We start from the raw sequence: 13,603 nt of genomic DNA, 5'->3' as shown, positions 1-13,603 counted from the left end.
CCTCACCGCGTGAGCCGGCTGTCGCAGCCCCGAGCCATAATCCGGACGTGGATCTGAGAGCAGAGCTGATGCCCCCGCTGGTGAGCCGGGCGAGGCTGGACGAGGTCTGCGGCGACATCCTCAGGATCGCCGACCTGGTCCGCCTCCGGGACGCCGGCGCCGATCAGGAGATCCGGGCCTTCAACGCGCGGACGGGTCATGACTGCTCGGCTCTCGACTTCGTCGAGTACGAGGGCAGCCGGGACCTCGCCGCGTTCGCCCTGGAGGTTGCCCGGCCGGCGTGGCCGAGGGTCGCGGACATCAGCACGGACGAGCTCGTCGAGATCGTTCGCAGGATCCTCGACGGCGACCCGGAGACGGACTACTACCTCCGGCTGCTCGGAGCCAACGTGGTGCATCCCCGGGGCGGGGGTCTGATCTTCCATCCGCCGGCCGGGTTGCGGGGCGCCTCGGCGGAACTGATCGTCGCGGAGGCACTCGGGTACCGGCCCTTCGCTCTGTGAGGCGCGGCCGGTTCGCGGACCTGGCATGTTCGCGGCCGAAAAACCGCAGGTCACAGGTCTATCCGCAGTGGGTGGGTGGGGTCTAGCATTCCCGGCACGGCGGCCTCACCACGGTGCTCCGGGCCGCCGTGCAGAGCAGCCGCGCCTTGCCCCCGGCGCTGCTGGCCTCCCACCGGCCGGGCCCCGGGAGCACCCCCGTTGCTTCCGGGGCCCGGCTGACTGCGACTCAGCGGCAGCTGCGGGTGGTCCGCGCGGCGCCCGGTGTGGACGGCACGCTCGTCGGCCGGTAGCTGGAGGAGCCGCCGGGAGCTTGGGACGCCTGGTTCGACGGCAGACCGCCGGACACTCCTCCGGTCGAGGACCCGCCGGTGATGCCGCCGCTGCTCGTGCCGGTCGTGCCGCTGGTGCCGGTCGTACCCGAGGTGCCCGTGCTGCCGCCGGTGGTGGTCTTGGTGCCGCTGCCTCCAGTGGTCGTGCTCCTGCTGCCGGTACTGCCCCCGCTCGTGCTGCTCCGGCCGCCGCTGCCGCCGGTGGTCTTGCCGGCGTATCCGCTGCCGACGGCGGCGAGGGTCAGCCCCGTCCCTCCGTCGCTCTGCCGGCTGCACCGCTTGGACTCGCCCGAGCAGCCGGTCAGTGTCGCGAACACCAGCGCGGCGCCCACCACCGCGATCGGAACGGTCGATCTCATGAATTCCCCCCGTGACCTCGGATCGTCTGCTCACAGGGACGCCGGGGCCGGGCGGTCGGTTCGCAGGTGGGAGAGCCGCGGCCACCCGATCGGATCACCCCGCGCGCAGCGTACACGCACCGTCACTAGCGTGCGGATCAGTCGACTGATCGGAGAGGGCAGGTGCCAGACACACCGCCAGACACACCGTCAAGTGGAGGCGGCCGTTCGACGGCTGTTCGGGCGTCCGTGGTGGCCACCGGGGCGAGCGTGCTGCTCCTGGTGGCCATCGTGCTGGGCAGCAGGGGCTTGCGCGACTTCGACTCCGCGCTCGTCCCGTACGCGGTCGCCACCGTCTTCCTGACCTTCGGCGTGGTCTACCGCTACACCGTCTGGGTGTCGGCGCCGGCGGCCCGGCGGCTGTTCAAGGAGGGCTGGCGGGCGGCGCTGTCCTGGGAGAACCTGAAGCACTCGCCGACCGCGCTGCCGAAGATGATCGCCACGTACCTCGGCTTCCAGAAGTTCCTGGGCGCCCGCTCGCACGCCCGCTGGGCCGCTCACCAGCTGATCTTCTGGGGCTGCCTGCTGGCCGCCGCGATCACCTTCCCGCTGACCTGGGGCTGGTTCACCTTCACCGCCGACAGCGCCACCGGGCCCGGGTACGAGATGCGGCTGTGGGGCGTCAAGCTGTTCGGCTTCGACTCCGAGTCGTTCTTCGGCTGGGTGCTGTACCACGGGCTGGACCTGGCCGCGGTGATGGTGATCGGCGGCGCCGGCTACTTCCTGTGGCGGCGGATGCGCGACCGGGAGGCCATGACCGGGCAGCGCTTCGGCTACGACTTCGTCCCGCTGCTCGCGCTGCTGACCATCTCGGTGACCGGCCTGCTGCTGACCTTCTCGGAGATCTACCTGCACGGCGGGGGCTACGAGTTCCTGTCGATCCTGCACATGGCGTCGGTCGTGCTGACGCTGGTCTACCTGCCGTTCGGCAAGTTCTTCCACATCGTGCAGCGCCCGGCCGCGGTCGGGATGCAGCTGTTCAAGTACACCTCGCGGAAGAAGGACGACCCGACGGGCGAGGTGTTCGCCTGCAAGCGGTGCGGCCAGCCGGTGGACACGGTGGCGTACGTGGAGAACCTGCGCGGCACGATGCGGGACCTGAAGCTCGGCTTCGACGAGTGGGCCGAGTACTGCCCGCGCTGCAAGCGGGTCCTGCGTGGCGGCGCCTACCTGTCCAGTGTGAAGCGGGGGTTCAAGTGAGCGCGGAGCGCGTACCGCTCGATCCGTCGATCGCGCCGTCCGGCACCCGGAAGTTCCGGGACGCGGGCGGCCTGCCCGCGGCGGGCTGGCGGGCGGACCAGACCGAGCAGACGCTGGTGCCCACGCACTGCTGCTTCTGCGGCGTGCAGTGCGGGATGTACCTGCGGGTGGACACCCACGGCAAGGTGTTCGGCGTCGAGCCGCGCAACCACGACATCAACCGGATGCGGCTGTGCCCGAAGGGCATCAACGCCTACCAGCAGGTCAACCACCCGGACCGGCTGGTCACGCCGCTGATGCGGCGCAGCCGGGACGAGCCCTTCCGGTCGGTGACCTGGGAGGAGGCGCTGTCGTACACGGTGGAGCAGATCCGGCGGATCCAGTCCGAGCACGGGCGGGACGCGTTCGGGATGCTCGGCGGGGCGAGCCTGTTCTCGGAGAAGACGTACCTGGTGGGGAAGTTCGCCCGGGTCGCGCTGAAGACCCGGCACGTGGACTACAACGGCCGGCTGTGCATGGTGAGCGCGGCGGGCGCCAACAAGCTGGCGTTCGGCATCGACCGGGCGGCGAACCCGTTCTCGGACATCCTGCAGACCGAGTGCCTGCTGATCGCCGGTTCCAACGTCGGCGAGTGCTTCCCGGTGATGACCCAGTACGTGTGGGGCGCGCGGGACCGGGGCGCGAGCCTGATCGTGGTCGACCCGCGGGAGACCGCGATCGCCCGGACCGCCGACATCCACGTGGCGCTGAAGTCCGGGACGGACGCGGCGTTCTTCAACGCGGTGCTGAACGTGATCGTGGAAGAGGGTCTGACCGACGAGGCGTTCCTGGAGGCGCACACCACCGGCTGGGCGGAGGTGAAGCAGACGGTCAAGGAGTACACCCCGGCGCGGGCCGCGGAGATCTGCGGCATCCCGGCGGAGCAGATCGTGCAGGTGGCCCGGACGTTCGGGCGGGCCCGGCGGGCGATGGCCTGGCACGCGCGGGGGATCGAGCACCACACGCAGGGCGTGGAGAACTGCCTGACCGTCATCAACCTGTGCACCGCCACCGGCAACCTGGGCCGTCCGGGCGCCGGGTACGGCACCATCACCGGCCAGGGCAACGGGCAGGGCGGCCGCGAGCACGGCCAGAAGGCGGACCTGCTGCCGGGCGGGCGCTCGATCAACGATCCGGCGCACCGGCGGCAGATCTCCGCGATCTGGGGCATCGCCGAGGAGGAGCTGCCGCAGGCCGGCACCTCGATGATGGAGATGGTCTGGCAGATGCAGCGCGGCGAGATCCGCGGCCTGCTCGGCGTCTGCAACAATCCCTTCGTCTCGCTGCCCAACTACGCGGTGGTGAAGTCGGGTTACGACGAGCTGGAGTTCCACGCGCAGTTCGACTTCTTCCTCTCCGAGACGGCCGCCAACGCGCACGTGGTCTTCCCGGTCACCACCTGGGCCGAGGACGAGGGCGTGATGGCCAACGCCGAGGCCCGGGTGGTCAAGCACAACAAGGCGCAGGAGCCGCCGGCCGGGGTGCACACCGACACCTGGGTGCTGTGCGAGCTGGCGCGCCGCCTCGGGGTGGGCGAGAAGTTCGCCTTCGAGGGGTCGAAGGAGGTCTTCGACGAGCTGCGCCGGGCCTCGGCCGGCACGGTGATCGACTACTACGGCATCACCTACGAGCGGCTGGAGGAGACCGGCGGCATCGCCTGGCCCTGCCCGAGCCCGGACCACCCGGGGACGCCGCGGCTGTTCGAGGACGGGACGACGGCGCACCCGGACGGCAAGGTGCACATGCAGGTGGTGGAGTGGCACCCGCCGGCCGACCCGTACGACGACGAGTACCCGATGACGCTGACCACCGGACGGACGGTGGCGCACTTCCTGTCCGGCAACCAGACCCGGCGCCTCGGCGCGCTGGTCGAGCAGACGCCCCGGCCGTGGGTCGAGGTGCACCCCTCGCACGGCTTCCGCACCGGCGACCCGGTGCGGGTGACCACCCGGCGCGGGACGTCGGTGCTGCCGGCGCTGGTGACCGAGGCGATCCGGGCGGACCACGTGTTCGTGCCCTACCACTGGCCGTACCCGGTCGCCGCCAACGAGCTGACCGTCGACGCGCTGGACCCGCGCTCGAAGATCCCCGAGTACAAGGTCTGCGCGGTGCGGATCGAGCGCGCCGAGGCCGTTGACGAGGTGCCAGCGCCGCCCACCCCGCCCGGCCGCGAGGCCTACCCGGAGGCCCAGGTCTCCCGCACCGACCCGCTGCCGCCGACCTCCCCGCAGGGCCGCGGCACCGCCGAGAGGGGCTGACCGGATGCTCGGACGCACCGTCTTCATCGACCCCGGCCGCTGCATCGGCTGCCAGGCCTGCGTCTCGGCCTGCCGGGAGTGCGACTCGCACCGCGGCAAGTCCATGATCCACCTGGACTACCCGGACGAGGGCCGCTCGGTGGCCTCGCTGCCGACGGTCTGCATGCACTGCGAGGACCCGGTCGCGCCGTGCGCCGAGGTCTGCCCGGCGGAGGCGATCCTGATCACCGCCGACGGCGTGGTGCAGGAGGCCGACCCGACCCGCTGCATCGGCTGCGCGAACTGCGTCAACGCCTGCCCGTTCGGCGTACCGAAGATCGATCTGGAGGCCAAGCTCCAGATGAAGTGCAACCTCTGCTACGACCGGACCAGCTACGGGCTGGCTCCGATGTGCGCGACGGTCTGCCCGACCGGCGCGCTGTTCTACGGGACGCTCGAGGAGCTGCAGGCCGAGCGGCCCGGCGTGGACGTCTCCACGCTGTTCGCCTTCGGCGACGTCACGGTCTCCACCGGCGTCGCGATGGTGGTGCCCGCCGAGCGGCAGCAGCCGGTCCCCGGCGGGCTGCTGAACCTGATCGAGGTCAACGGGCAGCCCACGCCCGGGAACGGAGCCACGCTGTGACCACCCTGCCGCCCGCCGGCCCCACCGAGGAGGAGCAGGCCGTGCTGCGCGACCGGATCAGCGCCGACTCGCTGACCACCCGGCGCGACTACCTGCGGATCGTGGCGACCGTCTCCGGCGGGCTGGTGGTCGGCTCGACCGTGGTCTCCGCCGGGGTGCTGCACCGCCACGGGGACGGCTCCGCGCCGCCGTTGAAGGTCGCCGACCAGCTGGGCAGCGGCGAGGCGGTGACCTTCAACTACCCGGGCGAGAACGACCGGGCGATGGCGATCAAGCTGGCGGACGGCTCGGTGGTCGGCTACTCGACCGTCTGCACCCACCTGGCCTGCGGCGTGCTGTGGCGCAAGGGCAGGGGGGAGGAGGGCGAGCTGTACTGCCCGTGCCACGAGGGCGTGTTCAGTGCGCGGACCGGCGAGGTGACGGCCGGGCCGCCGCCCCGTCCGCTGCCCAAGGTGATCATGGTGGAGGACGCCGCGGGCGCGGTCTGGGCGATCGGCACCGCCCGCTCCGGCGAGGGCGTGGAGGCCGGGCTCTGCCGCGGTCTGCGCGACCGCGACCCCGCGCTGGCCGAGGCGGCCGGCTGCCCGAAGGACGGCTCCTGATGACGCTCCCCGAGGGGCACTACCCCGAGAACTACCACCCGGGCAGCGACGAGCCCCGGCTCAACCGGCCGGTGCCGGAGCGCTACCCGCAGATCCGGGCGACCAGCGGCTACGGCGACCCGCGGGTCACCGGCACCGGTCCGGGCCCCGGCGCCGGGACCGAGCAGCAACCCGAGCGCTCGGCGATCCTCACCGCCCGCGTGGTGCTGGCGATCACCGTGGTGATCGGCCAGCTGTGGGCGCTGACGGTGGCCACCAACGCCTGGATGCAGGGCAACACCACCACCGCCTGGTGGTGCACCGGCTTCTCGGCGGCGTCCTTCCTGGTCGTCCTGCTGGCCTGGCGGGCCTCCCCGCACGACCGCTGAGGCGGCCCGGTCAGGCCTGGACCCGTGCGACCACCGCCCTGGTGAGCGGGCTGAGCTGCTCGACCAGCTTGTCGAAGTCGGCGGTCCGCCCGTCGGACCACTGGGCCATCCCGACGAGCAGGGCGCTCCCGTTGAGGGCGAATTCCTGCACCAGGCCGCTGTCGGCGGGCAGCTGCCGCAGCCCGGACTCCTTCGGCGGGAGCTGCACCGCGACCTCGTAGTCCGTCGGGTCCCTGGCGAGAAAGGTCATCAGGTCGAGGGCGTCCAGCGGATCCTTCAGGGTGAACAGCGCCAGGTTGTACTGGTTGCCGTCGGCGTCCCGGTACAGGGCGACGTCCACCCCGAGGCAGCCGTGGCTCTGGGCGATCTTCCCGGCCAGGACCGTTGCCACGGTGTCCGCCCCGGTGCAGACCGGGTCCGCCTTGCCGGCGACCAGGGTGTATCCCTGGACCTGCTGCGGGAAGACCGACAGCGGCACGGCCGCCGTCGCCTGGGCGTACGCGCCGGAGGCCGTCGGCGACGCAGTCCCTCTGGCCGGCGACGCCGTCGAGGCGGCCGGCGCGGGGGATCCGGTGGCCGCGGGGCTGGGACTGGCCGAGGCGGAGGCCGCCGGCGGTGCGGCGGTGGGACGGTGCTCGGCTCCCGGCCCGATCAGGTACCCCGCCGCACCGGTCACCAGCACGAAGGCGACCATCGTCGGCACCAGCCAGGAGCGCCGACGCCGCTCGGACTGTTTGGGCTGCTGGGGCGGCTGCGCCCGTTCCGCCGCGCTGGGCTCGTGCTGTGCGTTGTTCTTCTCAAACTCCCTGACGAACTCATCCCACAGCGCGTCACTGGACTCATGTTCGGTCACGGACGGAACCCTAGTGATCATCCGTCCGCGCGGGAAGTGGCGGGATTCTCCGGATGCGGTGTCCGTTTTGTGGTGATAACAATCTTTTCGACCCATTGTGAAGGGAGCTCTCGGTGGACGACTATCCGCTGCTCAACCTGTTCTGGACCATGCTGTGGTTCTTCCTGTGGATCCTGTGGTTCTTCCTGCTCTTCAAGATCATCACGGACATCTTCCGCAGCAACGACATGGGCGGCTGGGGCAAGGCCGGCTGGATCATCTTCGTGATCATCCTGCCGTTCCTCGGTGTGTTCGTGTACCTGATCGCCCGCGGCAAGTCGATGGGTGAGCGCGACCTCGCCCAGATGCAGCAGAACGAGGCCGCCTTCAAGAGGTACGTCCAGGACGCCGCGGGCAGCAGTGGCGGCGCGGGCGGGGTCAGTCACGCCGACGAGCTGGCCAAGCTGGCCGACCTCAGGACCAGTGGTGCCATCAGCGAGGAGGAGTTCCAGAAGGCCAAGGCCAAGCTGCTGGCCTGAGCACGCACGCCTGGACACGGAAGGAATGAGGACCGACGGGGGTGGCCGAGCCGCAGCTGACGCCGGAGGCGTTCGACCGGGCGATCGTGGTGATCGCGCTGACGGCCGGACCCGGCCACCGGTTGGTCTACGTCAACGAGGCCTTCCGTGACCTCTTCGGCGACCGGCCCCTCGGCGGGCCGGTCGCCGAGGTGTTCGCCGACGAAGGGGCCGAGGGCCTGGTCGACACGCTCGACCAGGTCCTCGCCGACTCCACCGCCCGCCAGGTCACCGCCCACCGCACGGTCGCCTCGCCCGGCGCCAGCGGGCCCGACGACCACCGGCACTTCGTCTACTCCTGCTCGCCGGCCGCCTCCCGCTACGGCCCCGGCGTGCTGATCGCCGCGATCGACACCACCGCCCAGGTGCACTCCGCGCGGCAGGCCGAGCTGCTCGCCCTGGAACGGCTGCACGCCCTCCAGCGGTACGAGGCGCTGGTCTCGGCGGTTTCGCAGATGGTCTGGCTCGCCCAGCCGGACGGCACGCTCACCGAACTCGTCCCCGGCTGGCAGGAGCTCACCGGCCAGACCCTCGACCAGTCCGCCTCGCGCGGCTGGTTGGAGGCCGTCCACCCGCGCGACCGGGACCGGCTGACCGCCCTGTGGTCCCGTGCCCACCGCGAACAGCCGCCACTGGTCGAGTACACCTTCCGGGTGCGGACCGACGGCGGCGGCTACCGGCACGTCCGCTCCCGAGCAGTCCCGATCGTCCGGGACGGCGAGCTGGTCGAATGGATCGGCACCACCACGGACGTCGAGGACCGGTGGCGGCGCCGGCTGCGCGAGCGCCTGCTCGCCCGGGCCGGCGGGGTCACCGACGTCGAGGGGCCCGAGGACGCCTTCGCCGCGCTCGCCGCCGCCGTCGTCCCCGAACTCACCGACGCCTGCGCCGTCTACCTGCTCTCCGGCGCCTCCGGGGAAGAGCTCACCGGCGTCCGGGTCGCCTCCGTCGCCCGGCCCGGACTGCCGCCGCTGCCGCCGATCCGCCGCCAGTCCTACCGGCTCGGCGCCAAGTCCCGGCTCGCGGTCGCCCAGCGACGGCCCAAGCTGCTGACCTTCCCGGCCGGACAGGTGCCCGACGGCGCCGTCCCCTCGATCTCCGCCGAATGGCTCAACGAGGCCCGCGCCACCAGCCTCACCCTGCTGCCGATCGAGGTCGACGGCACCGTGGTCGCGCTCGCCGCGGCCGCCCGCTGCGAGGACTCCGAGCCGCCCTGCGAGGCCGACATCGAGCTGCTGCACGAGGTCCTGCAGCGCGCCCAGACCCCGCTGCACCAGGCCCTGGAACTCCAGCGGACCCGGCACGCCGCGCTCGTCCTGCAGCGGGCACTGCTCACCGAGCCGCCCGCCGTAGAGGGCGCCGAACTCGCCACCCGCTACCAGCCCGGCAGCCGCACCGCCGAGGTCGGCGGCGACTGGTACGACGCCTTCCCGCTGCCCGACGGATCGCTCGCGCTGACCATCGGCGACGTCGCCGGTCACGACCTGGCCGCCGCCACCACCATGGGCCAGCTGCGCTCGATGCTCCGCTCGGTGGCCTACAACCGCACCCACCTGGAGACGCCCGCGCACACCCTGGCCGAACTGGACGCGGCCGCCGACGGGCTGGGAGTGGCCTCCTTCGCCACCGCCGTCCACGTGCACCTGGTGCGCGGCGCGGACGGCGGCTGGACGGCGGCCTGGTCGAACGCCGGGCACCCGCCGCCGCTGCTGGTCCCCGCCGAGGGCGAACCCCGGCTGCTGGCGGGGGAGGAGGCCGACGTGCCGCTGTGCGTGGCGCCCGGCGAGCCCCGGATGACCCACCGTCACCCGATCGGCGCGGGTGACACCCTGATCCTCTACACCGACGGCCTGGTCGAGGTGCCCGGCGAGCACCTGTCGGAGGGCATCGCCCGGATGAGCGGCGCGGCCGCCGAGGCCCGCCGCCTGCCGGTCGGCGAGCTCTGCGACCGGCTGCTGGCCCGGGTCGTCGAGATCCGCGACGACATCGCGCTGATCGCCTTCCGGCCGCGCTGAGGCGGCAGGCCGGGCTGCGGGGCGGCCGGTTCAGGCGATCCGGCGGCGGAAGTGGGCGAGCAGGGCGTCGAGGGCGAGCTCGAAGGCCCGGTCGGCGCGCTCCGGGGCGATGGCGGCGAGGGCGGCGGCCAGCCGGGGCGCGTCGGTGTCCTCCGGGATCTCCCACGTCACCTCGGGGGCGGCCAGGTCGAGCACCGAGTCAGAACGCCGTGGTGTCCAGGGCAAGGCCGAACGGTTCGGGCAGGTGGATCGGGGTGCCGAACGAGTGGGGGCCGTCCACGACGGCGTAGCCGAGGTCGTGAGGCTCGGAGAACAGGGTGCAGGTGCGGTTCTGCCGGTCGGCGATCAGGTAGAGCGGGGCGCCGTACTGGGCGTAGCGCTTGCGCTTGGTGACGCGGTCGGTGTCGCCGTTGGACTCGGAGGTGACCTCGACGATCAGCAGGGTCTGGTCGGGGGTGAGGGCGCCGGCGCCGGCGGCGAGGTCTTCGGGGATGACGGCGAGGTCGGGCATGTACCAGTTCGGGGAACCGGGCAGGTCGAGGTTGCCCGAGCCGGTGATGCATCCGAGCTCGTCGACGCGGGCGTCGATCTGGCGGCGGATCCTCGCGGCGACCTTTTCGTGGTCCCACATGGGTGACACCAGGACGATCCGCCCCTCGATGACCTGGGCCCATCGGTGGTCGATGAGCTGCACGGCGTACTTCAGCGCGGCTTCGTGGTTCACATCCGCGTATGCGATGGGCTCTGCGCTCACCGTCCGCCTCCGTCCACATCCGCCTGCGGGCCGCGGGCCCCGTGAACCCGCACCCCTACGGTAGCGGCGCCGACCCGGTCGGTGAAACAGCCGGCCCGAGGCTCACCCCCGGGCGTGGGGCGCGGGCACGCGGTCAGACCGTCGGCGCGGCCTTCGCAGATGCCCTCGGCGGAGCCGCTCCACGCCGTGCCGGCAGCGGCGAGCCGGCCTCCGCGTGAGGCACGGTGATGGACCGCTGAACCGGCGCGGCCGGCAGCAACCTGGTCTCGATGACCCCGAAGCGGCCGGCCAGGCCGGACGTCGGCTCCACCTGCCTCGTGTGCGGCGGCCCCACCGGGTTCGTCTCCCGGTGGGGCCGCTCGCTTGTGCCGCCGCTGGTGCTACGGGCGGGACTGCGGGGCGTTGGCCGCAGTGAGACCCGGGTCGGTCAGGGCGACCGGGGCGAGGATCTCGTCCATCCGGGCCAGCAGGGCCGGCTCCAGCTTCACGCCGGAGGCCTTCACGTTCTCCGCGACCTGCTCGGGGCGGGAGGCCCCGATGATGGCCGAGGAGACGTTCGGGTTCTGCAGCACCCAGGCGACGGCGAGCTGCGCCAGGCTCAGCCCGGCCTCGTCCGCCAGCGGGCGCAGCTGCTGCACCCGCTCCAGCACCTCGGGCTGCAGCCAGCGCGAGACGAAGGCCGAGCCGCGCTCGTCGGTGGCCCGGGAGCCGGCCGGCGGCTCGGCGCCGGGCAGGTACTTGCCGGTCAGCACGCCCTGCGCGATCGGCGACCAGACCACCTGGCCGATGCCCAGCTCCTCGCAGGCCGGCACCACCTCGGCCTCGATCACCCGCCACAGCGCGCTGTACTGCGGCTGGCTGGAGACGAACGGGATGCGCAGCTCGCGGGCCAGCGCGTGACCGGCCCGGATCTGCTCGGCCGTCCACTCCGAGACGCCGATGTAGTGCGCCTTGCCGGAGTGGACCACGTCGGCGAAGGCCTCCATGGTCTCCTCCAGCGGAGTGAGGGTGTCGTAGCGGTGCGCCTGGTAGACGTCCACGTAGTCGGTCTGCAGGCGGCGCAGCGAGCCGTTGATCGACTCCATGATGTGCTTGCGGCTCAGGCCCCGGTCGTTGCGGCCCGGGCCGGTCGGCCAGTACACCTTGGTGAGGATCTCCAGCCCCTCGCGCCGCTCGCCCTTGAGGGCCCGGCCGAGCACCGACTCGGCGCGGGTCTCGGCGTACACGTCGGCGGTGTCGAAGGTGGTGATGCCCGCGTCCAGCGCGGCGCGGATGCACGCGGCGGCGGTCTCCTCCTCGACCTGCGAGCCGTGGGTGAGCCAGTTGCCGTACGCGATCTCACTGACGATCAGGCCGCTGCGGCCGAGGTGGCGGAACTCCATGCGTCTGTCTTCCTCACTGGTCGGTGCCGGACCCTCCGTACGCTACGCGCTCGGGGTCAGCAGCGGGCGAGCAGCTCGCAGTCTTCCCAGCGGGTCTGGGTGGACGGGCTGTCGGCGCTCTGCTGCGGGGCGGCGCTGCGGGCGCCGGGGGCCTGCTGGAGCTGCTTCGGCGCGGCGGGCGCGGTGGACGGCGCGGCGGGGTGGCCGGCGGCCAGGCGGACGGCGACCGCGTCGATCAGCGGGCGCGGGCTGGTGCCGGCGAAGTTGTTGACCATCACGGTGAAGACCAGCTTGCGGCCGTCGGGCGCGGTGGCGTAGCCGGTGAGGTTGTCCACGCCGCCCATCGAGCCGCTCTTGGCGTGCACGTTGTCCTGCGCGGCGGTGCCGCGCATCCGGGCGGTGAGGGTGCCGCCGACCATCCGGGCCGAGTTGCCGGCCACCGGAAGCGCCGCGTACCAGGCGTCGAACCAGGGCTTGGTGGAGGCCAGCTGCATCAGACCGGCCATCTTCGCCGGGGTGACCAGGTCGTAGCGGGACAGGCCCGAGCCGTCGACCTGGCGGCCGGCCGGCAGTTCCAGGCCGTTGGCCTTGAGGAAGGCGCGGACCTGGGTGATGCCGGCGGACCAGCTGCCGGTGCCGCCCTTGACCTTGCCGGTCTCCTTCAGCAGGTGCTCGGCGATGCCGTTGTTGCTGAGCTTGAGCATCGGGGTGATCAACTCGCCGATGGTGGCGGAGTCGTGACTGGCCAGCACCTGGGACTGCTCGCTGCCGGTGGCGGCGGCGGTGGGCTGGACGACGCGCACGCCGTGCTTGGCGAGCGCGCCGGCGAAGACCGCGCCGGTGTAGGCGGCCGGGTTCTCGACGGTGGTCCAGTAGGTGGCGGGGGCGGAGCCGGCGGCGATCGAGCCGGAGGCCGCGAGCACGTTGGCGCCGCGCTTGCGCTCCACGCCGGCGGTGGTGCCGCTGCCCGCGGCGCCGGTGGTGACCTGGCCGCTGACGGTCAGCGGGGTCTCGGCCGGGTTGAAGGTGATCTTCGCGGGCTGGCCGGCCTCGCCGGGGGTGACGATCACCTGGGCGGCGCCCATGGTGTACTCGGCGTCCGGCGCGAGGGTCAGCGCGGAGATCTGCGGGCTGTAGCTGTAGGGCTCGTCGTCCCAGGCCCAGCCGGGGCCGAGCGGGGTCGACTCGTAGCGGGTGGCGTCGGTCAGCAGCCGGCCGGTGACCACGGTGATGCCGGCGTCCGCGACCTTGGCGGCGAGCGCGTCCAGGTCCTGCGGGCGCAGGCTCGGGTCGCCGCCGCCGCGCAGCACCAGGTCGCCGAAGAGGGCGCTGCCGCGCTGGGTGCCGACGGTGCGGACCTCGGTGGTGAAGCGGTGGTCGGCGCCGAGCAGGTCGAGCGCGGCGGCGGTGGTGACCGTCTTCAGGGTGGACGCCGGGGTGAGCAGGGCGTCGGGCTGGCGCTGGTACACCGGCTTGCCGGTGGCCGCGTCGAGCACCACGACGCCCGCCTGGGCGTTGGCCAGGCGGGCGTCGGAGAGGATCGCGTCCAGGTCGCCCGCCAGGGTCGGGTCGGCCGGGGTGGGGCTGTCGGCGTGCGCCGAGCCGACCAGCAGGGTGGCGGCCAGCGAGAGGGCGACGAGCGGCAGGGCCCGGCGCACGGGGCGCCGGGCGAGGTGCGCGGTCAAGAAGTACTCCTGTGTGAGACGACGGTCCGTCACACACA

General features: G+C 72.6%; 14 protein-coding genes. 8 read left to right on the top strand and 6 right to left on the bottom strand.

The window, feature by feature from the left end; genetic code table 11:
* The first annotated feature begins 47 nt into the window (after window positions 1-47).
* Window positions 48-503: a hypothetical protein gene (locus ABEB06_RS06815; protein WP_345695886.1), complete on the top strand. Its 456-nt coding sequence runs from the start codon at window positions 48-50 to the stop codon at window positions 501-503.
* 226 nt (window positions 504-729) lie between these two features.
* On the opposite strand, the gene ABEB06_RS06810 is transcribed toward ABEB06_RS06815, so the two are convergent.
* Window positions 730-1,191, bottom strand: coding sequence for a hypothetical protein (locus ABEB06_RS06810; protein WP_345695885.1), 462 nt, complete (start codon window positions 1,189-1,191; stop codon window positions 730-732).
* 162 nt (window positions 1,192-1,353) lie between these two features.
* Between ABEB06_RS06810 and ABEB06_RS06805 the strand changes: the two genes are divergently transcribed.
* Genes ABEB06_RS06805 through ABEB06_RS06785 form a run of 5 tightly spaced genes read left to right on the top strand, consistent with a single transcriptional unit; the run spans window position 1,354 to window position 6,319 of the window.
* A complete protein-coding gene (locus tag ABEB06_RS06805) occupies window positions 1,354-2,430 on the top strand; it encodes an MFS transporter (RefSeq protein WP_425559580.1) in 1,077 nt (358 codons plus the stop codon).
* Window positions 2,427-4,727, top strand: coding sequence for a molybdopterin oxidoreductase family protein (locus ABEB06_RS06800; protein ID WP_345695883.1), 2,301 nt, complete (start codon window positions 2,427-2,429; stop codon window positions 4,725-4,727). Before ABEB06_RS06805 ends, ABEB06_RS06800 begins: the two co-directional genes overlap by 4 nt.
* A gap of 4 nt (window positions 4,728-4,731) precedes the next feature.
* A complete protein-coding gene (locus tag ABEB06_RS06795; RefSeq protein WP_345695882.1) occupies window positions 4,732-5,349 on the top strand; it encodes a 4Fe-4S dicluster domain-containing protein in 618 nt (205 codons plus the stop codon).
* Window positions 5,346-5,951: a Rieske 2Fe-2S domain-containing protein gene (locus ABEB06_RS06790; protein WP_345695881.1), complete on the top strand. Its 606-nt coding sequence runs from the start codon at window positions 5,346-5,348 to the stop codon at window positions 5,949-5,951. Before ABEB06_RS06795 ends, ABEB06_RS06790 begins: the two co-directional genes overlap by 4 nt.
* Window positions 5,951-6,319 carry a DUF6755 family protein gene (locus ABEB06_RS06785; protein WP_345695880.1) on the top strand — a complete coding sequence of 123 codons (369 nt, stop codon included), beginning with the start codon at window positions 5,951-5,953 and terminating at the stop codon, window positions 6,317-6,319. Before ABEB06_RS06790 ends, ABEB06_RS06785 begins: the two co-directional genes overlap by 1 nt.
* Before the next feature lie 10 nt (window positions 6,320-6,329).
* On the opposite strand, the gene ABEB06_RS06780 is transcribed toward ABEB06_RS06785, so the two are convergent.
* A complete protein-coding gene (locus tag ABEB06_RS06780; protein ID WP_345695879.1) occupies window positions 6,330-7,172 on the bottom strand; it encodes a hypothetical protein in 843 nt (280 codons plus the stop codon).
* Window positions 7,173-7,285: 113 nt separating this feature from the next.
* On the opposite strand from ABEB06_RS06780, the gene ABEB06_RS06775 reads away from it, so the two are divergent.
* Complete coding sequence (locus ABEB06_RS06775) at window positions 7,286-7,690, top strand: SHOCT domain-containing protein (RefSeq protein WP_345695878.1); 405 nt, start codon at window positions 7,286-7,288, stop codon at window positions 7,688-7,690.
* Window positions 7,691-7,731: 41 nt separating this feature from the next.
* Window positions 7,732-9,744 carry a SpoIIE family protein phosphatase gene (locus tag ABEB06_RS06770; RefSeq protein WP_345695877.1) on the top strand — a complete coding sequence of 671 codons (2,013 nt, stop codon included), beginning with the start codon at window positions 7,732-7,734 and terminating at the stop codon, window positions 9,742-9,744.
* A 30-nt stretch (window positions 9,745-9,774) separates the two neighbouring features.
* Here ABEB06_RS06770 and ABEB06_RS06765 read toward each other — a convergent pair whose 3' ends face one another.
* The 4 genes from ABEB06_RS06765 to dacB form a co-directional block, all read right to left on the bottom strand.
* Entirely contained in the window at window positions 9,775-9,939 is a 165-nt protein-coding gene (locus ABEB06_RS06765) for a hypothetical protein (protein ID WP_345695876.1), read from the bottom strand.
* A gap of 4 nt (window positions 9,940-9,943) precedes the next feature.
* The gene (locus tag ABEB06_RS06760) at window positions 9,944-10,498 is read right to left on the bottom strand and encodes a Uma2 family endonuclease (RefSeq protein ID WP_345695875.1); all 555 of its coding nucleotides are present in this window, start codon (window positions 10,496-10,498) and stop codon (window positions 9,944-9,946) included.
* 380 nt (window positions 10,499-10,878) lie between these two features.
* Window positions 10,879-11,880 carry an aldo/keto reductase family protein gene (locus ABEB06_RS06755; RefSeq protein ID WP_345695874.1) on the bottom strand — a complete coding sequence of 334 codons (1,002 nt, stop codon included), beginning with the start codon at window positions 11,878-11,880 and terminating at the stop codon, window positions 10,879-10,881.
* A gap of 56 nt (window positions 11,881-11,936) precedes the next feature.
* The gene (dacB, locus tag ABEB06_RS06750) at window positions 11,937-13,565 is read right to left on the bottom strand and encodes a D-alanyl-D-alanine carboxypeptidase/D-alanyl-D-alanine endopeptidase (RefSeq protein ID WP_345695873.1); all 1,629 of its coding nucleotides are present in this window, start codon (window positions 13,563-13,565) and stop codon (window positions 11,937-11,939) included.
* Between the last annotated feature and the right edge of the window lie 38 nt (window positions 13,566-13,603).

The sequence above is a fragment of the Kitasatospora terrestris genome (genome assembly GCF_039542905.1).
Lineage (GTDB): Bacteria > Actinomycetota > Actinomycetes > Streptomycetales > Streptomycetaceae > Kitasatospora > Kitasatospora terrestris.
This window is presented reverse-complemented; position numbering and strand designations above follow the sequence as displayed.